This is a genomic window from Micromonospora sp. NPDC005413 (assembly GCF_040606435.1).
Taxonomy (GTDB): domain Bacteria; phylum Actinomycetota; class Actinomycetes; order Mycobacteriales; family Micromonosporaceae; genus Micromonospora.
In genome coordinates, this window is sequence record NZ_JBEXEV010000029.1 from 61,017 (window position 1) to 85,959 (window position 24,943).

A 24,943-nucleotide genomic window follows, 5' to 3' on the forward strand; every position below is an offset into this window, starting at 1 on the left:
CGAACCGTGAGCGCCAGCCGGTCAGAGCGCGAGCTTCATGCCCTCGTGGCTGGCCACGAAGCCGAGACCCAGATAGAAGCGGTGCGCGTCCTGGCGGGTCTTGTCGGTGGTGAGCTGCACCAGCGCGCAGCCACGCTGCCGGGCCTGGTCAACCGCCCAGGTCATCAACTCCCGGCCCAGGCCCTGGCCACGCCGGTCGGATTGGACCCGGACCGCCTCGATGAGGGACCGCTCGGCGCCGTGCCGGCCGAGCCCCGGGATGTAGGTGATCTGGAGGCAGCCGACCAGGTCGCCGTCCTGCTCGGCGACGATCAGCAGGTTGCGCGGGTCGGCGGTGATGTCCGCGAAGGCCTTCTCGTACGCCTCGTCGACCTCGGTGAAGTCGCGGGCCTTGCCCAGCACGTCGTCGGCTAGGAGGGCGATGACGGCGGGCAGGTCGGCCCGGACGGCCTGCCGGAAGATCACATCGGTCATGCGGGCAGCCTGGCACGGCCCCTCAGCAGTCGTCCAGCCAGCTGCGCAGCGCCCACCACCAGTGGACGGTCTCCGGCACCGTGCACCGTCCCCCCTCCTCGACCGGTGGCCCGCCGGTCACCTCCCGAAGCCGGCGCAACCGGTAGCGCACCGTGTTCGGGTGTACGTGCAAGGCGGCGGCGGTCTGGTCCAGCCGCTGGCCGTGGTCCAGCCAGGCGAGCGCCGTGCTGGCCAGCTCCCGGTGAAACTCGTCGGCCGGGTCGAGCGCGCCGAGCAGCGTGCCCCGCAGCAGCTCGGCCAGGGCCGGCTGGGCGGCCAGGGCGGTCTCCCCGGCCAGGTCGGTCAACCGGCGCGGGCCGCGCAACCGCCGGTGCGTGGCAGTGCGCAGCGCCGCCAGGCAGAGCGCGTACATCGCCGGGGCCCGCTCCAGCGGTTGTGCCGGCGCCACCAGCACCAGCAGGTCGGTCGTCGCGGGGCCGGGAAACCGCGGGAGCAGGCCGGCCAACCGGTCCTCGACGGTGCCGAGCAGGCCGCCGTGCCGGCTGAGCTGCCGATGCAGGGCGTGCGACGGCGCCGGATCGGGATGGGTGGCGACCAGGCAGTGGTAGCGGCCGTCCGGCCGTAACCCGAACCGGGCGAGCTCGGCCGGTGACGTGCCGGCGGGCCCGTCGAGCAGCAGCCGGCCCAGCAGACGTGCCCGGGCCGCCGCGCCGGTGCCGACCAGCTCCCGCTCGGCGGCCCGGTGCCCGTCCACCACCGCCCACTCCACCGCGGCCGCGTACCGGCCGATGGTGAGCAGCCCTTCCAGCAGCACCTCGTCCGCGATGCCGGCCGCCCGGCCGTGCCGGACCACCAGTTCCACCGCCCGGTCCCGGCCGGCCTGCACGCCGCGCAGCAGGCCGGCGACGGAGATGCCCCGCGCCGCCCGGCCGGCGCCGAGCCTGCGGGCCTCGGTGAAGTCACGCCCGGCGGGATCCTCGTGGCGTTCCAGCGCGCCGAGGCCGCTGGCGACCAGCAGGACGACCTGCCGGCGGACCTCGCCGGCCGGGAGGCGGGCCACCTCGGGCGAGTTCGCGCGGGCGGCCCGAGCCACCTCGTCCACGGCGACCGCGTCGGCGGCCAGGTCGCGCAGCAGCGCGCCGAACGTGGGCGCTTGTCCTGTCCGGGTCATCGGCGCGCGCCGCCTCCCGTTGTCGTCGCGGCACAACCGAGCCGGTCGAGCGTTGGCATCCGGTCCCTAGTCGTGGTGACCGTCCGGTTGCTCTCCTGGTTGTTACCGCAAGGTAACACCGATTGAGCCACCGAGAAACGTCGATGTCCTACCGGCTACCAGGAGGCGTCCATGACCCCTGCGTCACCCCGCCCGTCCCGATCCCGCCGCCGCGCCGGTTTCGCCGCGCTGGCCGCCCTCGCGCTCGCCGTGCCGACCCCACTGGCGGCGGCGCCCACGCCAGCCGCCGCGTCCGCCGCCCTGCAGGAGGTGATGTTCGTCGGCAACAACTGGGACGGCACCGCCGACGTCATCCGCTCCCGCGGCGACTACGCCAAGCTCGGCCGGATCAACGTGACCCCGGACCGGGCCGCACGGCTGCGCGAGATCTACCTCAACCCGATCAAGCTGGCCTACTTTCTCGGCATCCGGCAGGGGCCGGGGGAGGGCCACGACCAGCTCGTCGACGACATGTACACCACTCCGGACGGCGCTGCCCTGGTCGCGTCCCGGCCCAGCTTCGCCGACGTGGTCTCGATCGACCTCGCCACCGGAGGGATCCGCTGGCGGTTCCCGGTCTCCGGCTACCGCGCCGACCACATGGCCGTGTCGCCCGACGGCACCCGGGTCGCGGTCTCCGCCTCCACCTCGAACACCCTGCACGTGCTGGACATCCGCACCGGCCAGCAGTTGGGCTCGTTCGGCACCGGCGACAAGCCGCACGAGAACATCTTCACCGACGGCGGCCGTCGGCTGTGGAACATGTCCATCGGCGAGGTCAACACCGACCTGGACGCGCCCTGGCTGGACTGGACCAAGGGGGACCGCCGGATCACCGTCGCCGACACCACCACGTTCCAGGTGGTCAAGGTGATCGACATGCGGGACCGGCTGGACGCCGCCGGCCGCCGCGACCTCTCCGACGCGGTCCGCCCGGCGGTGTTCACCCCGGACGGCGGCAAGCTCTACTTCCAGGTGTCCTTCTTCAACGGCCTGGTCGAGTACGACGTGGCCGCCGACCGGATCACCCGGGTCGCCACGCTGCCGAAGAACCCGGCCACCAGCGAGGACCGCACCACCTGGGTGAACGACTCGCGACACCATGGCCTGTCGGTCAGCCCGGACGGCGCCCGGCTCTGCGTCGCCGGCACCATGGACGACTACGCGACCGTGGTGGACCGGGCCACGCTGCGCGAGGGCCCGCTCGTGCCGGCCAGCAAGCCGTACTGGGCAACGGTCAGCGGGGACGGCCGGGACTGCGTGATCTCCGAATCCGGTGCGGACCAGGTCACCGCGATCAACTTCGCCACCGGCCAGAAGGTGGCCAGCGTCCCGGTCGGCGACCACCCGCAGCGGGTCCGCATCGGGCACCTTCCGGAGGGCTGGACGCCACCGGCCGCCGGCTGACCGGCGACCGCACCGTCACCGGGCGGGGCAGCGCAGCCCCTCCCGGGGAACGGTCAGGTCGAGCAGGTAGGCGTCGACCGCGGCGGTGATGCAGGAGGTCTGCGGGTACGCGGTGTGCCCCTCGCCCTCCCAGGTGAGCACCCGACCGACGCCCAGCATCGACGCGAGCCGCGGGGTCTGCTCGTAGGGCGTCGCCGGGTCACCGGTGGTGCCGACCACCACGATCGGCGGCGCGCCGTTGGCCCGGCCGGTCGGGTACGGGTCACGCCCGCCCGGCCATTCGACGCAGCTCAACATGCCGACCGCGAGCGCCGGCCCGAACAGCGGATACTTCCCACGCCACTCCGACTGCAACTGCCGGATCTGCTCCCGGCTCGGCTTCTCCGTCTCGTCGGCGCAGTTGATGGCCAGGTTGGCGTCGAACAGGTTCGTGTAGCGCCCGTCGTCCTCCCGCCCGGCGTACGCGTCGGCGAGCCGGAACACGTCCTTCGGGTCGCCCTCGGCCAGCCGGTCGATCGCCTGGGCCAGCTCCTGCCAGCCGGATTCGGTGTAGAGCGACGAGATGACCGCGTAGAACACCCAGCCGGCGGTGGCCTCCCGCCCGTCGGCGCCGCGTACCGGGGAGACCTTGGCCTTGTCGATGGCTGAGGTCACCGCGGCACGCGCGTCCGGAGCGATCGGGCAGCGGCCGGCGTTCGCCGCGCACCAGCGGGTGAAGTTGGTGAAGGCCCGCTCGAAGCCACGGGCCTGGCTCTCCGAGCCCTCCACCAGTCGCTGCTGCGGGTCGACGGCGCCGTCGAGCACCAGCGCCCGCACCCGCTCCGGGTAGAGCTGGGCGTACGTGGCACCGAGCAGGGTGCCGTAGGAGTAACCCAGGTAGGTGAGCTTGTCGTCACCCACGGCGGCGCGCACCGCGTCCATGTCGCGGGCAGCCTGCTCGGTGCCGTACAGCGGCAACTGGTCGCCGTACCGATCGCCGCAGCCGCGCCCGATCCGCTGGTTCAGGCCGACGAGGCCGTCGAACGCCGACTGGCTCGCTGGGTCCGGGTCGAAGCCGAAGCTGGCGTCCAGGTCGGCGTCGGAGATGCACTTCACCGGGCTGGACCGGGCGACCCCCCGCGGGTCGAAGCCAACGATGTCGAAACGCTCGGTGATCGAGGTCGGCAGCCCACCGAACTGGGTGCCGAAGGAGAGGTAGACGGCCGTGTCGACGCCGGAGCCGCCGGGGCCGCCCGGGTTGATCACCAGCGAGCCGACCCGGTCCCGTTGCTTGGTGGACCGGGCACGCAGCAGGGCGATCTCGAAGGTCTCCCCGGCGCCCGGGCCGGCCGTCGCCCCGCTGCCGGTGCCCCAGTCGCGGGGCACCGCGATCCGGGTGCACTCGTAGCGCATGTCCGGTGCGCCGCGCCCGACCAGCTCGTCGGGAACCTCGGGGCAGGGCCGCCAGGTCGGCGCGCTGCCGGTCGGCGCGGCCGCACCCTCCACGTCGGTGCGTGGCACGAACGCCGGCAGCGTGCAGCCGGCGGTGAGCAGTGCGGCCACGGCGAAGGCGGCCAGAGTTTGACGGACCCGGCGACTGGTCGCCATCCGAGGCTGGTCGGCGGTGCGGGTCACGTGATCCTCCGAGGTCGGGTCGACGGCCAGGCTACGCCGAGTCGGTGGCGGCCCGGTCCACGGTGGCCGCCGGATCGCCGCGCAGCACCTGGTCCACATCGAAGCGGATCGGGCGGTCGAGCTGGTCGTAGCGGCAGGATCGGGGATCGCGGTCCGGTCGCCAGCGGACGAACTGGGCGGTGTGCCGGAACCGTTCGCCCTCCATCGCGTCGTAGCCCACCTCGACCACCAGCTCCGGGCGCACCGGCTCCCACTCCAGGTTCTTCGTGCCGGTCCACCGGCTCACCCCGCCCGGGATGCGTTGGCCGCGCTCGTGGTCGCCATGCACCCACGGGTGCTCGCCGCCGGTGTCCCGGTAGGGCGCCAGCTCGTCGAGCAACTCGGCACGGCGGGCCATGCTGAACGACGCGCTCACCCCCACGTGGTGCAGGACCCCGGCGTCGTCATACAGGCCGAGCAGCAACGAGCCCACCACCGGACCAGATTTGTGCCAGCGGAAGCCGGCCACCACCGCGTCCGCGGTGCGGGAGTGCTTGACCTTGAACATCAGCCGTTTGCCCGGCTCGTACGGCAGGTCAGCCGGCTTCACGATCAGCCCGTCCAGCCCGGCGCCCTCAAAGACGTCGAACCAACGGCGCGCGGTGTCCGGATCGGTGGTGACCTGGGTGACGTGCACCGGCGGGCGCACCCCGGCCAGCGCCTCGACCAACCGCTCCCGGCGGCGCGGGTAGGGCTGGTCGAGCAGCGCCTCGTCGCCGATGGCCAGCAGGTCGAAGGCGACGAAATCGGCCGGTGTGGTCTCGGACAGCATCTTCACCCGGGACGCGGCCGGGTGGACGCGCTGGGCCAGCAGCTCGAAATCCAACCGGGGCTGGCCGCTCGGCCCGTCGCGCCGGATGACGATCAGCTCACCGTCGACCGCGCACCGCTCGGGCAACTGCCGGCGGGCCTGCTCGACCACCTCGGGGAAGTAGCGGGTCATCGACTTGCCGCCCCGACTGGACAACTCAACCTCGTCGCCGTCGCGGAACACGATGCACCGGAACCCGTCCCACTTGGGCTCGTAGGTCACCCCCGGCGTGGTGGGCAGCTTGGGAACGCTCTTGGCCAGCATCGGCTCGACCGGCGGGTTGATCGGCAGGTCCACGGCGACCAGTCAATCAGACGGTGCCGACAGTCGTGAGGCAGATCACCGTGGGTGCCGAGGTGGCGTGTCCTGCCGCGCGCCGCTCGTCCCGACCGGGCGAATCGGATAACCGCAGGTCAGAGCTACTTTCGCGAGGTGTCCGAGTGGGTCTGTGACTGCTGCGGGCGGTGGCGGGTGAGCGTCGAGCTCATTCGGGGCCGCTACCGCTACCGGCTGACCCGCCGTTACCCGGAGCGGTTCGGCGGCGGCCGGAACGTGCTCGGCGAGGTCGGCTCGGTGCCGGAGCTGGAGGAGCTGCTGCGCAGGCGTACCCCATTGAGCCTGGCCGACCTGCGCGAAGCCGCCTGATCCCACCGGGGTTGCGCACCGGTGTCACGATCCACCTGGCGGCCTCGTCCGCACCCGTGGCGGTGCCGGACGGCACCGCCGGGGAGGGGACGCGATGCGGTTCGAAGACGTCACGGAGATCGCCGCCGACGCTGAGCGGGTCTGGGCGGTGCTGATCGACGTGCAGCGCTGGCCGGAGTGGACGACCTCGGTATCCCGCGCCGAACGGGGGGAGCAGGGGCCCTTCGCCGTCGGCGCGACCGCCCGGTTGACCCAGCCGAAACTGCGGCCGGCGGTGTGGCGGGTCACCGAGCTGACCGCGCAGCGGGAATTCGTCTGGGTCTCCGAGACCCCGGGCGTGCGGACCACGGCAGAGCACCGACTGCTGCCGCTGCCCGACGGCCGTACCCGCGTCGAGCTGGCAATGAGCCAGTCCGGGCCGCTGGCCGGTCTGATCGGCTGGCTCTACGGCGGCCTGCTCCGCCGCTATCTTCGCCTTGAGGCCGAGGGCCTCAAGCGTCGGAGCGAGCGGGGCTGACGCCCCAGCCGTCGCCGGCACCGACACGCGGCCCGGCCCTGTCGGCCGTACCCTGGCGCGTGTCCAGCCGAGGTCGAGGGGGAACGGTGGCCGAGCTGACGTACCCGGAGGTGGGGTCGACCCGGCAGGGGCCGCTGCCCGGCGGATACCACCACCTGCGCCACCGGTACCCGATGCCAGCGGGCTGCTTCGAGACCGCGGCCGAGGCGGTGCTGAGCTGGCGGCTGCACCGCGCCGCCGGTGTCCGGATGCGCACCGACGCTCCACGGGCCACCGAGGGCGTGCTGGTGACCGCCGGCCTGGGCGTCGGTCCGGTCCGCGTCTGGGGGCCCTGCCGGGTGATCTGGAGTGCGGATTCGCCCACCCTCGCCGGCTTCGGCTACGGCACCCTGCCGGGGCACCCGGAGCGGGGCGAGGAGGCGTTCGTGGTCGGCCGTGACGACGGCGGCGCGGTCTGGTTCGAGGTACGCGCGTTCAGCCTCCCGGACCGCTGGTTCACCCGTGCCGGCGGCCCGGCGGTCCGGGCCGTTCAGCACACCTACGCGTGGTGGCTCGGCCGCACTCTGCGCCGGCTGTGCGCCGGACGCTGACCGCGGTGGTCAGAATCGGGCGAACGAGCGGATCGGGGCGCGCGGGCCGTATTTCGGCGCTCGGAGGCCGGCGGCCTCCAGCAGCAGGCAGACCCGACCCCGGTGACCCCGGAACGGCTCCAGCAGGGCCAGCATCCGGGCGTCGTCGCCCCTCGGCTCGCCCGCGAGTGCCCAGGCCACCGTGTTCGGAATGTGGTAGTCGCCGACGCTGACCGCGTCCGCGTCGCCGTAGGCGATCCGCACCACCTCGGCGGCCGTCCACGGGCCGATGCCGGGGATGGCGGTCAGCCGGCGGGTGGCCTCGGTGGCGTCGGCGCTGAGCTCCAACCGGTCGGCGAGCGCCGCGGCGCGACGCAGCGTGTCGGCGCGGCGTTGCTCGACCCCGAACGGGTGGAACACCCAGTACGGGGTGACGGCCACCGCGGCGGCCTCGGGCGGCAGGAGCAGCGGTTGCAGGGGGCCGGGTGCCGGCTCGCGGAAGTGCCGCACGGTCGCCGCGTACGCCCGGTACGCCTCCTTGCCGGTGACCTTCTGCTCGAAGACCGCGCGCAGCAGCCGGGGGAAGACCTGCCCGGTCGTGGGCATCCGCAGCCCCCGGTGCTCCCGGGCCAGTCGGGCGACCAGCGGGTGCGCCGCGGCCAGCTCGGCGAAGCCGGTCTGGTCGTCACGCAGCCCGGCGATCGCGTCGGCGCGGTCCAGGACGTGCTCGGCGCCGGGCCCGTAGCCCTCCGCGAGCAACTCGCCGCCTGCGGGGCGCAGCGCGAGAGTGGCTGGCCCGTCCGGGGTGCGAGCGGCCCACCAGAAGGTGCCGGCGGCGATGCGCGCGCACGGGTCGTACGGGCTGAAGGTGAGCGCGCGGACCGATGCGGCCAGCCGGTAGCCGACCGGCGGGTGCAGCACCCTGGTCGCGGCGGGTTCGGTCTCGGTCACCCCGTTACTCTGCCAGGCCACGGTGCTGCCTCAGTGACCGCCGTACCGGTCCCGCAGCCCGTTGGGGAGAATCGTGAGGATACGTTCGGCTAACCATATCGGCGTCGTTAACCACCCGAATGGCCAGGATTCTTCGGGCTAATCGGCGCAGAACGTCCTTATGCCACCTTCCGCTGTGGGCCAGGTATCGATCGTGTGGTTGTTTGATGTCCTGCAGGTAAATGCACTGCCCCGGGTCACCTGCGGCGGCCACCATCTTCCCCGCTCGCGGGAGAACGCGGTCCGGCCCGGAGATCGGTGTCCACCGACAGCGGCCACAGCGCTGCGTGCGGTCGGTGCAGATCGCCATGCAGTGCCAACGGGGGATCTGTGGAAAGGCATGCAGTGATGGCTGCACGAGTGTGTGTCGAATCATCGCGAGTGGGGTTTCACGCCGCTACCCAGCAGCAGGGCTGACGGGTGGCCGCCGATGAGGTGGCAGTCCCGAGCGGACGGCCCAGCGCATGATCGCCCTGAAGATCTACCGACTTCTGCCGTCGCCGGCACGGCGGCGCCTCCTGGCTCTGCTGCCCGCGCACCGGCGGATCGGCGTGGTGCAGACGCTCTCCCGACCACGCGGCGGCGACACCGTGCATCCCCTGGGTGCCCGGGTGAGCGTGCCCGACGGTGGCGTCCGAACCCGGGCTGAGGTGGTCGCCACGGCTACGCCGTTGGAGCAGTGGCACCGCAACCTCACCGCCGTCACCACCGCGCTGCGCGCGGCCGGCATCGAATATCACTGCATCCGCAACGATGACCATCTGCGCAGCACAGTCGCAGTCCTCGACGACCAACGCCCGGCGGTGCAACGCCTGATCAGCTCCGCTCCGGCGCTGTCGGGCGCCCACGTCCGGGTGGTGCAGGTTCAGCCCGGTCGGGACCAGCCGGACGCCACCCCGACCGAGGTGTTCCAGGTCTGCTTCCCGGTGACCGACGCCCGGGCCAATGTGGTCCTCGGCGCCAAGTTCGCCTGCGAGATCGAGTTCTGGAGCCGTCGCGGGGACATGGTTCGCGCGCCTCGACGCAACGGGGTCGTCGACGAGGCGCCTGCCCGGGCGCAGCCGGTCCGGGTGGCCGCAGCACTGATGAGCCACTTCGTGCCCGAGGCCGACGACCACACCTACGGCACCCGCCGGGACCTGGCGGTCCGGGCACCGGACCGCATTGGCTTCCCGATCGATGCCGTCTACACCTGGGTGGACGGCTCCGACCCGCAATGGTTGAAGCGGAAGTCGACGGCGCTCGGTGCCCCCGACGGCCCGCTGCACGCGGTCGCGGCGAACTCCTCGCGCTACCACAACCGCGACGAGCTGCGGTATTCGATGCGGTCGCTGCACAGCTTCGCGCCCTGGCTGCGGCGGATCTTCCTGATCACCGACAGTCAGCTGCCGAGCTGGCTCGACCCGAGCCATCCGATGATCACGATCATCTCGCATGCCGAGCTCTTCGCCGACCTCGGCGGCCGGTCGTCGTTCAACTCGCACGCCATCGAGTCCCGGCTGCACCGTATCGATGGTCTGGCCGAACACTTCCTCTACCTCAATGACGACGTGTTCCTCGGGCGTCCGCTGCTGCCGAACCACTTCTTCCACGCCAACGGGATCGCGAAGTTCTTCCCCTCACCCGCGCAGTTCGGCCTGGGCGAGGCGAAGCCGGAGGATCCGCCGGTGAAAGCCGCCGGTAAGAACAACCGTCAGCACATCCAGCGGCAGTTCGGCGTGACCATCACGCAGAAGATGAAGCACACCCCGTTCGCGCTGCGACGCAGCATCATGCAGCAGATCGAGGGCACGTTGCCGGAGGAGGTGATGGCCACCGCGCGGCACCGGTTCCGTCACCACGGCGACCTGTCCATCCCGTCGTCACTGCACCAGTACTGGGCGTTCCTCACCGCCCAGGCCGTCCCCGGCGACATCGAGTACGAGTACGCCGACCTGGGTCACCCGTCGACCCCCGCCCGGCTGACCGAGCTGCTGGCCCGCCGGCACCGCGACGTCTTCTGCCTCAACGACACCGATTCCGACCCTCGGTCGTTCGAAGAGCAGGAAAAGATGCTGGCCGCCTTCCTGCCGCGCTACCTGCCCTTCCCCGCCCCGTTCGAGCTGCCGGACGACGTGGTGGCGGAGCGGCGGGGTGTGGGTGCCAGCGAGCTGTGGCGGCGGTCGTACCGGCCGATGCGGGAGGCCCGTCGGGGCGCTCCGATCGACGCGCCGACCATGCCGAACAACATGCTCAACACGGTCACCGACTTCAAGGCCGTCCTGCTGCGGCGCGACGAGTGAAACAGCGGCAGCCCAGCCAGCTGATGTTCCCCCCGCGTTCCCCAAAACCCTTCCAGTGGAGTACAGAGTGGTAGACCCCGCCCCGCAGGTCACGATCATCGTCCCGGTCTACAACGTCGAGGATTACCTGCCCGAGACACTGGAGTCGATCGCGGCGCAGACCGTCTTCGCCCAGTGTCGCGTCATCCTGGTCGACGACGGCAGCACCGACGGCTCCGACCTACTGGCCAAGCAGTTCGCGGCGGAGCACCCGAACGCGACCGCCCTGCAGCAGGAGAACAGCGGGCCGGGGGCGGCTCGCAACCTGGCTCTCGACATGGCCGACACCCCGTACGTGGCGTTCGTCGACTCCGACGACCTGCTGCCGCCGCGCGCCATCGAGGTGCTGCTCAAGGCGATCGTGACCCACAAGGCGAGCATCGCCGTCGGCGACATGGACACCTTCCCGAAGCCGACCCCGTTCCTGTGGAAGAAGCCATTCGGCAAGGGCGACCGGCTGCTGGAGACCGTCGTCGACGCACCGGATCTGATTTTCGACGCGGGCCCCTGTCACAAGCTGTACGACCTGGCGCAGCTGCGCCAGCACGGCCTGCGGTTCCGTGAGGGTGTCCACTTCGAGGACGCGTTCCTGGCCATCCCGATGCTGCTCAAGGCGGAGCGCATCGCCCTGGTCGACACGGTGGTCTACCAGTACCGCAAGCGCGCGGTCAGCAGCTCCATCATGGACAACCTCTTCGTCCGGGAGCAGAACTTCTGGGATCACCTGGAGTTGTGCGAGACCCTCGCCAACCTGCGACCCGACCTGGACGTGTTCCGGCGTGAGGTGCTCGAGCGGTGGCTCGTCCGCAGCTACCAGGGCTTCGCCATGCGCGCGCACACCATCTTCTCCGACACCGATCTGTGGAAGATCTTCGACAAGTGCACGCGGATCTATCACGACATCGACCCGTCCTTCATCGCCCGCTGGACAATCGACACCCGGCACCGGGTCCCGTACCTGGCGTTCAAGTCGTATGACTTCGAGTTGTTCGCACGTCCCTGGCAGCGGCTCCGGGGGGTCGTCGCCTGCGGCGGTGACCTGCACCTGGACTACCCGGTCACGCCGTCGATGCTGCCGCTGACCAAGGTCACCGCCGTCGGGGCGCGGCTCGAGCAGGTCCGGCTCTCGCAGTCGGGAGAGACGCTCAAGATCTCCGGGCACATGGTGGTCAACGGCCTGCCGATGCGTGCTCCGCTGGACACCCCCCTCGCGCTGCGGGTGCGGGGCAGCAACCTGACCATGCCGGTCACGGCCGATCGGCGGGTTGACCTCAAGGCCGGAGACGAGGACCGGGAGTGGAGCGGCTTCTCGGCCGAACTTCCGGTGAGCAAACTCCGTGCCGGGCAGCACGCGCTGCGGCTGGTGTTCATGACCGAGACCGGGCAGGCGTCCCGGCACTGCCTGATCTCGGCGGCCTTCCTGCGGGACGCCACGATGAAGCTGGCCGGCGACACCCGAATCCTGCCCACGTTCAGTGGCCGGGAGAACGCCGAGCTGCTGGTGCGGCGGCAGGGTGGGGTCGCCGGGCAACGCGGGTGGCGGCGGATGATGCTGCGCAAGGACCTGCGGCACATCGCCGCCCGGGGCCCGTTCTGGAAGCAGCGGCTGCTGCGCGCGCTCACCGCTCCGCTGATGGGTCGGCGCGACGTGTGGCTGGTCGGTGAGCGCACCGACACCGCCCAGGACAACTCCTCGCACCTGTTCCGCCACCTGCGGAAGGTGGAGCGCCGGCGCAACGTGTACTACCTGCTGGCGAAGGGCAGCCCGGACCGTCACCGGGTGCAGGAGCTGGGCAACGTGGTGACCCACGGCTCGTTCCGGCACAAGTTCTTGATGCTGCACGCCACCAAGCTGATCAACTCGTACGACATCGACTCCTACATGTTGCCGGCCGGTTGGGACCGTTCACCCTTCCTCAAGCACCTCAACTGGCGGATCGCCCCCACCCGGGTCTTCCTTGACCACGGGGTCATCGAGAAGGACGTCAGCGCCGGCGTACACCGCGGCCGGGCCTCCTTCGACCTCTTCGTGACCTCGGCCGACCGGGAAGCGGAGTACGTGTCGAAGGACCTCGACTACGGCGACATGGTGGCGAACACGGGCCTGCCCCGCTTCGACGCACTGACCCCCGACCGGGGTGGACGTCGAATCCTGTTCATGCCGACCTGGCGCACCTACCTCGTCACCCCGTCGTACGACAAGAAGGCCCGGCCCCGCATCGCCTTCGAGGGCTCGGCCTACCAGGTGTTCCTCGCCGAGCTGTTCGGCAGCGAGCGCCTGCGGCAGGCACTGCGTCAGCACGGGTACACGCTGGAACTCCTGCCGCACTACGAGATGCGCTCGCTGCTGGCCGGCCTCGTGCCGACCGACGACTGCTTCGCGATGGCGGACCAGAGCAGCCGGACGGTGCAGGACGCGCTGCGCCAGTGCGACCTGTTCATCACCGACTACTCCTCGACGGCCTGCGACGTCGCGTACCTCGGCACTCCGCTGATCTACGCCCAGTTCGACGCGGAGGAGTTCTGGACCATCGGCGGCTACAAGAAGGGTTACTTCGAGCACGGGGAGGACGGGTTCGGTCCGGTCTGCGAGACCGCGGCGGAGACCGTGGACGCGATCATCCGGTACCTGGAGAACGGGTGCGTCCGTGAGGACGAGTATTCCCAGCGGGCGGCGAACTTCTTCGTCGCCCAGGACCGGAACAACTCCCAGCGGGTGGCCGCCGCCATCGCGGCATTGCCCGGTCCGCAGCGGTGACCGGTCCGAAGCACACGCCGGGGGAGCCTCCCCGGGCGCTGGCCGAGCCCTCCGGGCTGGTGGAGGTCTACCGCCGGGTGCTGAGCCCGCAGACCCGGCGTGCCATCGCGACGAAGGTGAGCCCCCGGGCCCGGCACCAGTTGAAGCAGTGGGTCGCCCGTGCCGCGCGGGACGGCCATCTCTCCGAGCGCCGGGGCGAACGGCTGGCCCGCCGCCAACCGCAGTTGGTGGCCGGCGCGGACCGGGTGGTCGTCACCGCCGACCGAGGGCCCCGGGTGGCCCGGATCGCCGTGTCCGTCACACCCCTGCGAACGCGGCTGGAAAATCTGCGGACGGTGACGGGGGCGCTCGACGAGGCCGGGGTACCCCACTTCCGGGTACGGGGCGAGGCCCACCGTTCGTCGGTGGTCGCCGTCGACGCCGAGGACCGTGCCCGGGCGTACGCCGCGCTCGCCGCTGCCTGCGGCCGGGTTCCCGGTTACGTCTCGGTGCCCGGCGGTACCGGGCAGCCAGCTGCCGGGTTCGAACCGAAGACCTGGGACCGCCTGGGGGACGCTCCGGTGCTCCGGCTGACCTGGTACTGGACAGATCCCCGGCGCCGGCTGGTGCTGGGGCAGGTGTACGGGTGCGACGTCGAGTTCTGGACCCGTGCGGGCGACATATTCGTCGCACCGCGGCCCAACCCCGTCGCCGAACAGGTGGCGGCGTCGGCGCCGATGGTCCTCGTACCGGAGTCGCGGTTCACCGGCCTGGCACCCCCGACCGCCCCGGCGACCGCGTGGACTCGTCCGGAGTTCGCCGAGCCTCGCCCGGTCGATGTGCCGTTCCCGGTCGACGTGGTCTACACCTGGGTCGACGGCGCCGATCCGGCCTGGCTGCGCCGACGGGCCGAGGTGGCCGGGGTGCCGTACCACGCCGAGGCGGCGAACGCGGCCCGGTTCCTCAGCCGCGACGAGCTGCGCTACTCGCTACGGTCGCTGCACCTGTTCGCGCCCTGGGTGCGCCACATCTACCTGGTGACCGACGACCAGGTGCCGGCCTGGCTGGACCCGTCGGCGCCCGGGCTGCGGGTGGTCAGCCACCGGGAGATCTTCTCTGACCCGACGGTGCTGCCGACCTACAACTCGCATGCCATCGAGAGTCAACTGCACCACATCGACGGGCTCTCCGAGCACTTCCTGTACTTCAACGACGACGTCTTCCTCGGCACCGAGGTGCTGCCCCAGGACTTCTTCCTGGCCAACGGCATCTCGCGGTTCTTCCCCTCGCCGGCGCTGGTACCGCCGGGCCCGCCCACCGCCGGGGACATCCCGTCGTCGGCGGCCGGGAAGAACAACCGGGCGTTGATCGCGGAGCGGTTCGGCACGGTGCTGACCCAGAAGATGAAGCACATGCCGCACGCGTTGCGGCGTAGCGTCCTCCAGGAGATCGAGCAGACGTTCCCGGAGCAGTACCGCCGGACCGCCGCCAGTCAGTTCCGCAGCCTGGACGACCTGTCGGTCGCCTCGTCGCTGCACCACTACTACGCGTTCCAGACCGGTCGCGCGGTGCCGGGGAACATGCTGTACACCATCGCCGAGTTGTCCCACCCGGACACGCCCGCCCGGTTGGCTCATCTGCTGGCGCGCCGGGACCGGCAGGTGTTCTGCCTCAATGACGCGTTCTCCGTCGAGGAGGACCTCGCCGCCCAGTTGGCGCTGCTCACCCCGTTCCTGGAGACATACTTCCCGGTGCCGAGCCCGTGGGAACGAACCTGACCGGCCCCGCGCACGACGATGGCCGGCCGCGCCCTCCCCGGCTGCGACCGACCACCGTGCCTTCGTGACGAGCGGGGCTCAGTACGAGTAGCCCGATCCTCCAGCGTCGTTCGTCCCGCTGTCCGCCGGCGGCGCGACCGCCTTGGGCGTGGAGGTGGGCAGGCAGCTGAGGTTCTTCTTGCCGTCCGGCTGGACCACGAACCAGGTGCCACCAACAGCCTGGCCCTTCCACTGGCCGGGCTTCTTGTCGCCGATGTAGCGGTACACCGGCCAGCCGCCGACGGTGAGCTGACGGGTGCCATCCTGGCGGGTCACGCTGCTGACCTTGTCGTCGGAGACGCCGGTGAGCTGCGGGTTGCCGTCGGTCAGCGCCGGGGGCCACACCTGGGCGCACTTGTCGACGCAGTTCGACGCGGGCGGGTCGGCGGTGTCCTTGTCGAAGCGGTACAGGATCCAGCCGTCCTGGTCGGTGATCACCTTGCCCATCCGGGCGACATTCTTGCCGACCAACTGCTCGGTCAGGTCGACGTTCGCGGGCGGCGCGTCGGCGGCCGGCGCCTCCGCGGACGCCGAGGCCTCGGCTTCAACCGTCGCGCTGGGCTCGGCCGCGGCGACGGCGACCGGCTCAACCGCGCTCGAGTTCGCCCCGTCGTAACCTGCGGGAGCGCAGGCCGTTAGTGCGACCATCGCGCTCGCGACGATGACGGTCCGCTTCATCTTTGCCACGTGCCCTCCTCATTCTTGGTAGTCCACCCATAGGTACGGCGGGCGGGCTGTCAAGGTTGAAGCGTTAACAGTGGTCAATTTCACGCGGATTGATTGAACCGATTCGGGTGCCCATGCGTACGCCCCAGCACGGGACACGTCCCGGAACGACAGATCGGCGCCGGCCATTGTCACAATGGCCGGCGCCGATGCGGTACGTGAGGACTACATAGGCACGGTGACCAGCGGACTCGCCACACCGTTGGCATCCACCGACTGCACCTGGAGTTGCTTGATGTCACTCACCAGGGCTGACGTCGAGGCACTCAACTCGAGACCCTGAGGTCTGTTGTTGGTGCCGTAGCCACCCTCCGGCACCGACCAGGTCGAAATCACCTCGGTGCTGGCGTTCTTGCGCACCACCACCAGACGGCAGGTGCGTGGGCCGGGCAACTTCCGGAGGCTGAGATTGATCCGGGTGCCGTAATCCCGGGTCACCAGGAACATGGTGGTCTGCACACCGGTGGTCGGGTCGGTGGCCTCGACCTGGTCGCCCTCCTCCTCGGTGCCGCCGACACCCGGGCCGCTCGGCGGGGCCGTCGGCCCGCTCGTCGCCGGGTCGCTCGGTGCGCTCGGCGTCGAATCGGCGAGCACCCCCGGCGGCTGTTCGTTGCCGGTGACGCTGACGAAGCCGTACCCGGTCAGACCGCCGAAGACCACCACCGCGGCGGCGGTCGCGAGCATCTGACGAAATCGGGTACGCCGCCGGTCGGCCCGCACCGCGCCCAGCGTCCGGTCCAGCAACGCCGGGTCGGTCGCGGTCTGCTCCAGCGCCATCATCGTCTCGCCGTCGATGTCGGAGAGCAGCCCGACCACCGGCACCATCGTCTCCAGTTCGGCCGCACACGCCCAGCAGGTGGCGAGATGCTCCTCGAACCGCTCATTGTCCTGCTCGTCGAGCACGCCGAGCGCGTACGCCGCGACGTCCATATGGTCTGGCCGGCTCATTCTGTCACCCCCCGCTCCTGTAGAGCCGTGCGCAGCGCGCGCAGCGCGTAGTAGACCCTCGACTTGGCGGTGCCGAGTGGGAGCCCCAACTCCTCGGCGGCCTCCGGCACCGTCCGCCCCCGGAAGTACGTCGAGATCAGGATCTCCCGGTGCGACTGACTGAGCGTACGCAGCGCGTCCGCCACCGTCATGGTGCGCAGCACCCGGTCGGTGCTGTCCGCCTCAGCGAAGGCGGTGAGATCCCGGTCGTACGTCTCCGGCGGTCGGGCCTCCTGGCTGCGGTGCTCGTCGATGGCGATCCGGCGGGCCACCGTGACCAGCCACGGCCGCAACGAACCCTGCCCCTGCACGCCGAGGCGGTGCGCGTTGCGCCAGGCCCGCAGCAGTGTCTCCTGGACGATGTCCTCCGCACGCTGCCGGTCCCCCCCGGTGAGGCGCATGACGAACATCAGCAATGGGCCGGCGTGCTCGGCGTAGAGCAGCCGGATCAACTGGTCGGAGTGGCTCGCCTCGGTTGACGTCGCCTGATGGCGCCCGGGCGCCGGTCGCGGCGTCACCGGATCATTCTGGCGAGACGTCGGGCGCGCGTCGACCCCCCGGGCAGACGAGGTCGGCCGCGACGAGGACCGCGCCGACAACCAGTCCGCGCGTACCGCGTCGCCATGCCAACCGGCCGCCAACGCATGCATGCAGACCTCCGGAGTGTCCGTGACCAACGCCGGCCCACGAGGTGGGCCGCCCGGTGGTACGCAACACCGCCCCGAGCGGATCAACAAACGGCGAAAAAAGTTCCGCACCGCCGTCGGATGGACGGTCAGCGGCGTACGGAGAACAGACCCGGCGGTGGCGGATCGGAGCCGGTGGCGTCGGCGTCCCGGACCACCTGCGAGCCGCTGGTGAAGCGGTCCAGCTCGTCGCCGGCCACCACCCGGCCGGGGAACCAGTCGCCGGCAGCGCGCCGCGTCAGCTCCGGCACCGGCGGTGTGACCCGCCCGGCGACCAGCACCAGGTTGCCGTACCGGCGGCCGCGCAGCACCGCCGCGTCCCCGACAAGACAGGCCTGCGGCAGCACCGAGCGGACCGTGGCGACCTGCCCACGGGCGTGCCGCAGCGGCGGGCCGTCAGCCAGGTTCGCCAGATACCAGCCCGTGGGGCGGAGCACCCGGGCCACCTCGGCCGCGTACTCCACCGAGGTGAGGTGGGCCGGGGTGCGGGCACCGGCGAACACGTCGGCGACCACCACGTCGTAGCTGGCGTCCCGGGTCGAGGTCAGCACGGCGCGCGCATCCTCGACGCGGACCCGCAGCCGGGCGTCGGCCGGCCAGGGCAGCGCCCGGCGAACCAGCTCCACCAAAGCACCGTCCACCTCGGACACCCGCTGCGTGGAGCCGGGGCGGGTGGCGGACACGTACCGGGGCAGGGTCAGGGCGCCGCCGCCCAGATGCAGCACCCGCAGCGGCTCACCGGCCGGTGCGATCAGGTCCACCGCGGCGGCCAGCCGCCGCACGTACTCGAATTCCAGGTGGGTGGGGTCGGTCAGGTCGACGTGCGACTGCGGCGCGCCGTCCAGCAGCAGCGTCCACGAGCCGGCCCGGTCCGGGTCCGGAACGAGTTCGGCCTGCCCGGTGTCCACCTGCTCGACCACCCGGTCGCCCGCCCGTTTACGTCCCATCGTGACCAGTATCCGCGTTCACCTGGCGGCGCGGGCCGCAGCGGTCAACGCGCGGTGCAGCAGCCGGGAATCACCCAGCAGGGCGCGCAGTCGGCGCTCCAGGCCGGCGATCGGGATCAGATTCTGTGGGGCCCGCGGATCCTTGTACGGGGTGGAGGCGAAGCGGGGCAGGGTGACCAGCGACAGGTCGGCCAGCTCGATCGCCGCCTCGACGGGCAGGTCGGCGGAGCACTCCACCCGGACGATGCCCGCCCACGGCGCGCCGATCGCCACCGGCAGCCGCAGATACCACGACCAGCCACCCCAGGCGGTGCCGAGCCGGAACACCGGGGAGCGCTCACCCGACGCCATGCCGGTCACCACGGCGGTCAGCCGGGCATCGAGGTACTGGCTGTGCTGGGTCTTGATGTAGCCGAGCGTGCGCGGCAACTGCCGGCGACTGCGCAACGGGCCGTCCACCACCAGCAGGTCACCGTCGACCCGGGCGGCGTCGGACACCGCCACCTCCAGCGCGGTCAGCGGGCCCTGCACGGCGGCCGGCAGCTTCGCCAGCTCGCCGGTGCCCCCCACCCGGTGCACCGAGTAACGGATCGCGCCCGCCACCACGTCCTGCGCCGACGGGCTCGCGGTGAACAGACCCCGGCCAACCCGGGCGCCGGCCAGCTGCGCCGCCCCCCGGCCCAGGTCGCACCGGACCACCCCGGCCGCGTACGAGGCGGCCAACCCGGGGAACGACCCGCCGTCGGTCTCGGCCGTCCAGATGCTCGCGTCGATCCGGCGAACCCCGTCGACCAGCAGCACCACGTCGGGTGCCCGCACCCCCGGGCGTACCCCGATCGCCCGCCAGTCCACGGCGGGCAGCTCCGCGTCCGCGTCGACCTGCGCGCTGCTCTGCGCGGCCGGCCCGGCGGCGGACGCCTCGAACGACGCCCCGTACGCCGGATCCCACGAGTCGACGAAGAACGTGGCGTCGCTCCTCGGCATCACCGGCCCGTCCGTTCCACGCGAGCCGAACGGGCATCCTTGCGTACCTCGAAGCGGACCGGGATCCGCTCGGCCAACGCCGGCACATGGGTGACCACGCCGACCATGCGGTCGCCCCGGGCGGCCAGGTTTTCCAGGGTGGCGGCCACCGTGTCCAGGGTGGCCGCGTCCAGCGTGCCGAAGCCCTCGTCCAGGACGATCGACTCCAGGCTCGCCGCCGTGGTCGACATCCCGGCCAACTGCTCGGAGAGCGCCAAGGCCAACGCCAGCGACGCCTGGAACGTCTCACCGCCGGAGAGGGTGCGCACGCCCCGGCGCAGCCCCGCGTCGTGGTGGTCGACCACGAAGAACTCGCCCTTGTCGTGCACCAGCTCGTACTGCCCGGAGGAGAGCTCCCGCAGAATCCCCGACGCACCGTCGACCAGCAGGTCCAACGCCTCGGCCAGCAACCACCGCTCGAAGTTGTTGGCCCGCAGATGCCCGGCGAGCGCCCGCGCCACCTGGGCCTCCCGCTCGTGCCCGGCCCGCTGATCGCGTAGCGTCCCGGCCTGCTCGCGGCGCTCCCGCAGCCGCCGCCGCTCGGCGTCGGCCCGCTCCACCGCCACGGTCGCGGCGTGCACCGGATCCTCACCGACCGGCACCTCGGCGGCCGCGAAGATGCCGGCGATACGCCGCTGCACCGAGTCGGCCACCGACTCGGCCTCGGCGACGGCGACGGCACGGCCGGCCCGGTCGGCGCGGCGGCGGTCCGCCTCGGTCGTCGCCCAGCCGGTCAGCGCCGCCCACGCGGCGGCCACATCGTCCCGATCGGTCGCGGGCGGGCCGAACCGGGCCAGCCCGTCCCGGGCCGTGTCGAAGGCCCGCCACGCCGCCCGCAGCCGCTCCTCGGCGGCGTCCACCCCGGCCCGGGCCTGGCGAGCGGCCTCGCGGCCGGCCCGGACCGCGGTCGCCGCCTCCTCCAGCGCGCGCCGCAACCGGGCGTGCTCGGCCAACTCCCGGCGCAGCACGGCCGGCTCGGCCGCGTCGGTGAGCTGCCCGTCCAGCTCGGCCAGCCGGGCTTCCACCTGTTCCTGCCGGGCCCGCGCCTGCACCAGCAGCCGCTCCAGGTCACGCGCCGCCGCGTCCCGCTGCTGCACGGTCGTTTGCGCGGCCTTGGTCGCGGCCCGCGCCGCCTTGCCCGCCGCCGTCGCGGACGCCACCGCCGAATCGGCCGGCACCGCCGGCACCTCGGCCACCGGCTGTTCGCACACCGGGCAGGCCGCGCCGGCGTGCAGGTGCACGCGCAGGCTGACCGCCAGGTCGGTGGCCTTCGCCTCCTCGTGCGCCCGGAAGGCCGCCTCCAGCTCGGCGTCGGCCCGCTCGGCAGCCGCGCGGGCTGCGGTCAGCGCGGCCATCGCCGCGGCGTGCTCGTCGTTCGCCGCGCTCACCGTCGCCCGGACCGTGTCGGCCTCGCCGGACAGCCGGTCCCGATCGTCGTACGCCCGCAGCAGCAGTCGCACCGCGCTTTCGTCCCCGGCGCCGGCCAGCTCGCCGCGCAGCTTCTCCTCCCGCTCCTCGGCCAGCGACACCCCGCCCGCCGCTGCCTCGGCCTCGGCGCGCGCAGCGGTCACCGCGCGGGCCACCTCGGTCACCCCGCCCGGCGACCGCACCCCGGTCAGCACGGTCAGCTCGTCGTCGAGGGCGGTCAGCGCCGCCGCCGCCTCCCGCGCGGTGGCCCGGGCCGCCGCCAGCTCCGGCACGGCGGCGGTCACCGCGGTGGCCAGCTCGGCCATCCGGTCGACCCGGGAGTCGGCCTCGGCCAGCGCCTCGTCGTCCACGCCGGTGAGCCCGGCGAGCACCTGGTCGACCGCTTCGAGCCGGGCCTCCGCCTGCGCAGCTCGCGCGGTCGCCTTCTTCTGCACGTCCTCGTAAACGCCGAGGCCGAGCAGGTTGACCAGGATCTGCTGTCGCGTCGCCGGCTTGGCGTGCAGGAAGTCGGCGAACTGCCCCTGCGGCAGCACCACACAGCTGGTGAACTGCTCGTACGGCAGCCCGACCGCCTCCAGCACCGCCTGCTCCATCTCGGCGGGAGTGCCAGCCACCACCTCACCGAGGTCGTCCGGGCTCAACCCGGTGTCCAGTTTGGTCACGTCGAAGCCGGCCGGCATCAGCTGCAACCCGGCGTTCGCGGTCTTCACGTTGCCCCGGCCGTCCCGGCGTACCACCCGGGTGGCCACGTAGCGGGCCCCGCCGGACTCGAACACCAACCGCACCCGGGCCTCGGTCGCCGACGGCGCGAGCGCGTTCGCCAAGCCCCGGGCGCCGCCCCAGCGGGGAACCATGCCGTAGAGGGCGAAGCAGATGGCGTCCAGCACGGTGGACTTACCCGAACCGGTCGGGCCGATCAGGGCGAAGAAGTCGGCGTCGGTGAAGTCGACGGTGGTGTCGTCCCGGAAGACCGTGAACCCGGCCATGTCCAACCGCATCGGACGCATCAGTGATCGACCTCCTCGAAGATTTCGTCGAAGAGCTCCCGGACGCCGTCGTCGGCGTGGCCCCGGCTGTCCAGGTAGTCGGCGAACAACTCCCGGGGGGAACGCCCCGAGCGCTGTGCGATGCGGGCACCGCTGCCCGCAGCGGCCAACAGTTCCGGGTCGATCCGGATCTCCAGCGCCCGGGGGAGCAGCTCCTGGACCTCCTCGCGCAGGCCGGCGCGGGGCTGCTCCCGCACGTACACCCGCAGCCAGGCGTCCGGTGCCTCGATCTCGGAGAGCTGGGCCAGGGTGCCCCGCACCGTCCGCAGCGCGCTCGCCGCGGTCACCGGCACCTCCCGCACCCGGGCGGCGGTGCTGGCGGTCACCTCGACCAGCGTCACCGAGGGGACATTTTCCTGCTCACCGAAGTCGACCGCGAGCGGGCTGCCGCTGTAGCGAACCGGGCAGGGGCCGATGACCCGCTGCGCCCGGTGCAGGTGGCCGAGCGCCACGTAGTGCGCGGTGGCCGGGAAGACAGTGGCCGGAACGGCGTAGCCCAGCACGGTGTGCGCGTCCCGCTCGCCGCCGCCGGTGGTCGCACCGGTCACCGTCACGTGCGCGGTGACCAGATGCACCCGGTCCGGTTCGGTGAAACCCTCGGTCAGTCGGCCCAGCACCCGGCCCAGGTGGTCGGCGTACGTCTGGTTGGTCTCCGCGGCGGTCAGCTCGTACATCTCCAGCGCGCGCACCGCGTACCGCTGCGACAGGAACGGCAGCGCGGCCAGCTGCCACCGCTCCCCGCCGGCGGTGGTGCCATCGATCACGTGCTCGTCCGGATTTTCCCGCACCCCACCGCGCAGCGTGATGCCGGCGGCGTCCGCCCAGGGGCGCAGCGCGTCCAGCGCCGGGCCGTTGTCGTGGTTGCCGCCGATCGCGACCACGTCCGCGCCGGTGCGACGCAGCGCGGTCAACGCCCGGGTGACCAGGCGGGTCGCCTCCGAGGTGGGCGCGGCGGTGTCGTAGAGGTCGCCGGCGACGATCACCAGATCCGGCTGCTCGGCGCGGGCGATGTCGATCACCCCGGCCAGCACGGCGGTGTGCTCCTCGGCCCGGGACTGCCCCTTGAGCACCTTTCCCACGTGCCAGTCGGAGGTGTGCAGGATCTTCATGGCTGTGCTGGCCTTCCGTTCGCGACTGCGGGGCTCGCAAGCTCACTCCTCGCGCTCACCTGTGCCGGCCCTCCCTAGAACGGGATGTCGTCGTCGGTGCTGCCGCCACCGGAGCCCACCACGGCGAACGGGTCGGCGGACTGGGTGATCGAGCGCAGCGTCTCCGATGGTGCCCGCCCCGCCTCGGAGACCCGGGTGGCCCAGGCCGGGAACGGGAACTCCAGGCAGAGCGGCACCGGGATGTCCGGCTGGTTGACGAACATGGTGCCCGGCTTGGCCAGCAGTGCCCGCTGTCGCTGCGCGGGCGGGAGGAAGCCGTACTCCGGGCGGGAGGCCTCGGCTGGGTCGAGCCGGCCGACCACCCGGATCGCCGAGTTGGTGACGATCCGCCGCTCCACCTCACTCGCCGTCTGCTGCGCGCCGATCAGGATCACCCCGAGCGAGCGGCCCCGCTCGGCGATGTCGAGCAGCACCTCCTTGATGGGGGAGGAGCCCTCCCGGGGGGCGTACTTGTTGAGCTCGTCGAGGACGACGAAGAGCAGCGGCTTGGCGGTGCCGGACTTCTCCTTGCGCTCGAACTCGCTCTTGAGCGTCACGCCGACCACGAACCGCTGCGCGCGGTCCGGCAGGTTGTGCAGGTCGACCACCGTGACCTGCGCCGACTCGCTGGTGTTGATCGAGTGCGGGCGGCGGGTGGCGAGGTCGCCGCGGATCAGCCGGGCGAGGTCCTTCTTGCTGCCGATCAACCGCCGGGCGAACGCGTTGACGGTGCCCAGACCGACCGCGCTGCCCGCCCAGTCGGAGCGGGTCTCGTCGTCGTTGAGCTGGTCGACGATGTGGTCGACCAGATCGCCGTAGGAGCCGAGCCGGACCCCGTCGATGCTCACCCCGCCGTCGGCGGGCTGGGCGTAGCGGGCCAGGTGCGCGGCCACCGAGTGGACCACCATCGTGTACTGCTGGCGTTCGTCGTCGGCGTCGGCGAAGACGTACGGCAGCAGGCGGTCGGCGCAGAACTCGCTGAGCGTCCAGTAGAACGAATCCACCCCGGTGAGCCGGCTGCTCACATCCGGCGTGCCGGCGGCGTCACCCGCCCGTGGCGGGGCGTAGACGCGCACGTCGGGGAAGGCGCCGGCGCTCAGCCCGAGCTTCGCGTACGCCGCGCGGGTGGGTTCGTCGAGGCGGGTGTTGGGGTGGTCCAGGAAGAGCAGATCCTCACCCTTGACGTTGAAGATCAGCGCCTTGGCGTTGACCGCGTCGCCGCCCAGCACCCCGGAGCGGAAGACCGAGTAGAGCAGGAAGGTGGCGAAGCTGGTCTTGGTGGCCACCCCGGAGATGCCGGAGATGGAGACGTGCGCGCCCCGGCTGCCGTCGAGGAAGTCGGCGTTGAGGTAGACCGGCACCCCGTCGCGACCCATCCCCATCGGGATGCGTCGCTCCATCCGGTCGAAGTGCAGCGCGCGTGCCCGGGCGTCGCCCTCGGCCCGGTGCACCACCGCGCCCGGCGTCGGCGGCACGTAGAGCTCCGGATCGACCCGGGTGGTGGTGACCTCGGCCGCCTCCTGCACCTGCGCGGGCAGCGTGCCGTCGGCGATGGCGAAAACGTCGGAGTCGAACTGGGCGCCCTCGTGTCGCGCGCGGACCTGGGTGACCACCCCGGCGATCGTCACCGGCTCCCGGTTGGGCAGCTCTCGCCGGGTGACCACCACGTCGTCGAGCTGGAGGTAGCTGCCGGGCGCCACGGCCGTCCAGAACTGCAACGGGGTGGCGTCGGCGGTGCCCAGCACCCGCCCAACCGCCTCGCCAGGGCTGTCGAGGTCGGCGTCGGTCATCGGGCGACTCG

At 72.0% G+C, this 24,943-nt stretch carries 20 protein-coding genes; 7 read left to right on the plus strand and 13 right to left on the minus strand.

Features of this window, described 5'->3' with window-relative positions:
* Nucleotides 1-21: 21 nt before the first annotated feature.
* Nucleotides 22-474 carry a GNAT family N-acetyltransferase gene (locus ABZS37_RS25155; RefSeq protein ID WP_355172731.1) on the minus strand — a complete coding sequence of 151 codons (453 nt, stop codon included), beginning with the start codon at nucleotides 472-474 and terminating at the stop codon, nucleotides 22-24.
* A gap of 22 nt (nucleotides 475-496) precedes the next feature.
* Complete coding sequence (locus ABZS37_RS25160) at nucleotides 497-1,645, minus strand: helix-turn-helix domain-containing protein (protein WP_355172733.1); 1,149 nt, start codon at nucleotides 1,643-1,645, stop codon at nucleotides 497-499.
* 171 nt (nucleotides 1,646-1,816) lie between these two features.
* On the opposite strand from ABZS37_RS25160, the gene ABZS37_RS25165 reads away from it, so the two are divergent.
* Complete coding sequence (locus ABZS37_RS25165; RefSeq protein ID WP_355172735.1) at nucleotides 1,817-3,091, plus strand: YncE family protein; 1,275 nt, start codon at nucleotides 1,817-1,819, stop codon at nucleotides 3,089-3,091.
* A 15-nt stretch (nucleotides 3,092-3,106) separates the two neighbouring features.
* Here the strand turns inward: ABZS37_RS25165 and ABZS37_RS25170 are convergent, their stop codons facing one another.
* Both ABZS37_RS25170 and ABZS37_RS25175 read right to left on the minus strand, forming a co-directional pair.
* Nucleotides 3,107-4,678 (minus strand): alpha/beta hydrolase, encoded by a 1,572-nt coding sequence (locus tag ABZS37_RS25170; RefSeq protein ID WP_355172787.1) that lies wholly within the window; start codon nucleotides 4,676-4,678, stop codon nucleotides 3,107-3,109.
* Between the two features lie 58 nt (nucleotides 4,679-4,736).
* Entirely contained in the window at nucleotides 4,737-5,852 is a 1,116-nt protein-coding gene (locus ABZS37_RS25175; protein ID WP_355172737.1) for an ATP-dependent DNA ligase, read from the minus strand.
* A 135-nt stretch (nucleotides 5,853-5,987) separates the two neighbouring features.
* On the opposite strand from ABZS37_RS25175, the gene ABZS37_RS25180 reads away from it, so the two are divergent.
* From ABZS37_RS25180 to ABZS37_RS25190, 3 genes are all read left to right on the plus strand, one after another.
* Complete coding sequence (locus ABZS37_RS25180; protein WP_099851492.1) at nucleotides 5,988-6,200, plus strand: hypothetical protein; 213 nt, start codon at nucleotides 5,988-5,990, stop codon at nucleotides 6,198-6,200.
* Between the two features lie 94 nt (nucleotides 6,201-6,294).
* Nucleotides 6,295-6,717 carry an SRPBCC family protein gene (locus ABZS37_RS25185; RefSeq protein ID WP_355172739.1) on the plus strand — a complete coding sequence of 141 codons (423 nt, stop codon included), beginning with the start codon at nucleotides 6,295-6,297 and terminating at the stop codon, nucleotides 6,715-6,717.
* An 86-nt stretch (nucleotides 6,718-6,803) separates the two neighbouring features.
* Nucleotides 6,804-7,307 carry a DUF1990 domain-containing protein gene (locus tag ABZS37_RS25190; protein WP_355172741.1) on the plus strand — a complete coding sequence of 168 codons (504 nt, stop codon included), beginning with the start codon at nucleotides 6,804-6,806 and terminating at the stop codon, nucleotides 7,305-7,307.
* A 9-nt stretch (nucleotides 7,308-7,316) separates the two neighbouring features.
* Here the strand turns inward: ABZS37_RS25190 and ABZS37_RS25195 are convergent, their stop codons facing one another.
* Nucleotides 7,317-8,237, minus strand: coding sequence for a DNA-3-methyladenine glycosylase 2 family protein (locus ABZS37_RS25195; RefSeq protein ID WP_355172743.1), 921 nt, complete (start codon nucleotides 8,235-8,237; stop codon nucleotides 7,317-7,319).
* Nucleotides 8,238-8,740: 503 nt separating this feature from the next.
* On the opposite strand from ABZS37_RS25195, the gene ABZS37_RS25200 reads away from it, so the two are divergent.
* From ABZS37_RS25200 to ABZS37_RS25210, 3 genes are all read left to right on the plus strand, one after another.
* Nucleotides 8,741-10,558 carry a stealth family protein gene (locus ABZS37_RS25200; RefSeq protein WP_355172745.1) on the plus strand — a complete coding sequence of 606 codons (1,818 nt, stop codon included), beginning with the start codon at nucleotides 8,741-8,743 and terminating at the stop codon, nucleotides 10,556-10,558.
* 67 nt (nucleotides 10,559-10,625) lie between these two features.
* Complete coding sequence (locus ABZS37_RS25205; RefSeq protein WP_355172747.1) at nucleotides 10,626-13,355, plus strand: glycosyltransferase; 2,730 nt, start codon at nucleotides 10,626-10,628, stop codon at nucleotides 13,353-13,355.
* Entirely contained in the window at nucleotides 13,352-15,112 is a 1,761-nt protein-coding gene (locus tag ABZS37_RS25210; RefSeq protein ID WP_355172749.1) for a stealth family protein, read from the plus strand. The genes ABZS37_RS25205 and ABZS37_RS25210 overlap by 4 nt, the downstream gene beginning before the upstream one ends.
* Before the next feature lie 78 nt (nucleotides 15,113-15,190).
* Here ABZS37_RS25210 and ABZS37_RS25215 read toward each other — a convergent pair whose 3' ends face one another.
* From ABZS37_RS25215 to ABZS37_RS25250, 8 genes are all read right to left on the minus strand, one after another.
* Nucleotides 15,191-15,838 carry a hypothetical protein gene (locus tag ABZS37_RS25215; RefSeq protein WP_355172751.1) on the minus strand — a complete coding sequence of 216 codons (648 nt, stop codon included), beginning with the start codon at nucleotides 15,836-15,838 and terminating at the stop codon, nucleotides 15,191-15,193.
* 204 nt (nucleotides 15,839-16,042) lie between these two features.
* Nucleotides 16,043-16,825, minus strand: a complete 783-nt coding sequence (locus ABZS37_RS25220; RefSeq protein WP_355172753.1) for a zf-HC2 domain-containing protein — start codon at nucleotides 16,823-16,825, stop codon at nucleotides 16,043-16,045.
* Nucleotides 16,822-17,514, minus strand: a complete 693-nt coding sequence (locus tag ABZS37_RS25225; RefSeq protein WP_354993378.1) for a sigma-70 family RNA polymerase sigma factor — start codon at nucleotides 17,512-17,514, stop codon at nucleotides 16,822-16,824. The genes ABZS37_RS25220 and ABZS37_RS25225 overlap by 4 nt, the downstream gene beginning before the upstream one ends.
* Nucleotides 17,515-17,639: 125 nt before the next feature.
* The gene (locus ABZS37_RS25230; RefSeq protein WP_354993379.1) at nucleotides 17,640-18,497 is read right to left on the minus strand and encodes a fused MFS/spermidine synthase; all 858 of its coding nucleotides are present in this window, start codon (nucleotides 18,495-18,497) and stop codon (nucleotides 17,640-17,642) included.
* A gap of 18 nt (nucleotides 18,498-18,515) precedes the next feature.
* A complete protein-coding gene (locus tag ABZS37_RS25235) occupies nucleotides 18,516-19,481 on the minus strand; it encodes a hypothetical protein (RefSeq protein WP_355172755.1) in 966 nt (321 codons plus the stop codon).
* Nucleotides 19,481-21,955 carry an SMC family ATPase gene (locus ABZS37_RS25240; RefSeq protein WP_355172757.1) on the minus strand — a complete coding sequence of 825 codons (2,475 nt, stop codon included), beginning with the start codon at nucleotides 21,953-21,955 and terminating at the stop codon, nucleotides 19,481-19,483. Before ABZS37_RS25240 ends, ABZS37_RS25235 begins: the two co-directional genes overlap by 1 nt.
* The gene (locus tag ABZS37_RS25245; RefSeq protein WP_354993382.1) at nucleotides 21,955-23,103 is read right to left on the minus strand and encodes an exonuclease SbcCD subunit D; all 1,149 of its coding nucleotides are present in this window, start codon (nucleotides 23,101-23,103) and stop codon (nucleotides 21,955-21,957) included. Before ABZS37_RS25245 ends, ABZS37_RS25240 begins: the two co-directional genes overlap by 1 nt.
* A 74-nt stretch (nucleotides 23,104-23,177) precedes the next feature.
* Complete coding sequence (locus ABZS37_RS25250; RefSeq protein ID WP_355172759.1) at nucleotides 23,178-24,932, minus strand: ATP-binding protein; 1,755 nt, start codon at nucleotides 24,930-24,932, stop codon at nucleotides 23,178-23,180.
* Nucleotides 24,933-24,943: the final 11 nt, after the last annotated feature.

Excerpts from the sequence above, each read along its gene's own strand:
- ABZS37_RS25170 (WP_355172787.1), bottom strand. The coding sequence starts at position 4,678 with ATGGCGACCAGTCGCCGGGTCCGTCAAACTCTGGCCGCCTTCGCCGTG.
- ABZS37_RS25225 (WP_354993378.1), bottom strand. The coding sequence starts at position 17,514 with ATGCATGCGTTGGCGGCCGGTTGGCATGGCGACGCGGTACGCGCGGAC.
- ABZS37_RS25200 (WP_355172745.1), top strand. The coding sequence starts at position 8,741 with ATGATCGCCCTGAAGATCTACCGACTTCTGCCGTCGCCGGCACGGCGG.
- ABZS37_RS25155 (WP_355172731.1), bottom strand. The coding sequence starts at position 474 with ATGACCGATGTGATCTTCCGGCAGGCCGTCCGGGCCGACCTGCCCGCC.
- ABZS37_RS25185 (WP_355172739.1), top strand. The coding sequence starts at position 6,295 with ATGCGGTTCGAAGACGTCACGGAGATCGCCGCCGACGCTGAGCGGGTC.
- ABZS37_RS25235 (WP_355172755.1), bottom strand. The coding sequence starts at position 19,481 with ATGCCGAGGAGCGACGCCACGTTCTTCGTCGACTCGTGGGATCCGGCG.
- ABZS37_RS25240 (WP_355172757.1), bottom strand. The coding sequence starts at position 21,955 with ATGCGTCCGATGCGGTTGGACATGGCCGGGTTCACGGTCTTCCGGGAC.
- ABZS37_RS25245 (WP_354993382.1), bottom strand. The coding sequence starts at position 23,103 with ATGAAGATCCTGCACACCTCCGACTGGCACGTGGGAAAGGTGCTCAAG.
- ABZS37_RS25220 (WP_355172753.1), bottom strand. The coding sequence starts at position 16,825 with ATGAGCCGGCCAGACCATATGGACGTCGCGGCGTACGCGCTCGGCGTG.
- ABZS37_RS25165 (WP_355172735.1), top strand. The coding sequence starts at position 1,817 with ATGACCCCTGCGTCACCCCGCCCGTCCCGATCCCGCCGCCGCGCCGGT.
- ABZS37_RS25160 (WP_355172733.1), bottom strand. The coding sequence starts at position 1,645 with ATGACCCGGACAGGACAAGCGCCCACGTTCGGCGCGCTGCTGCGCGAC.
- ABZS37_RS25230 (WP_354993379.1), bottom strand. The coding sequence starts at position 18,497 with ATGGGACGTAAACGGGCGGGCGACCGGGTGGTCGAGCAGGTGGACACC.
- ABZS37_RS25250 (WP_355172759.1), bottom strand. The coding sequence starts at position 24,932 with ATGACCGACGCCGACCTCGACAGCCCTGGCGAGGCGGTTGGGCGGGTG.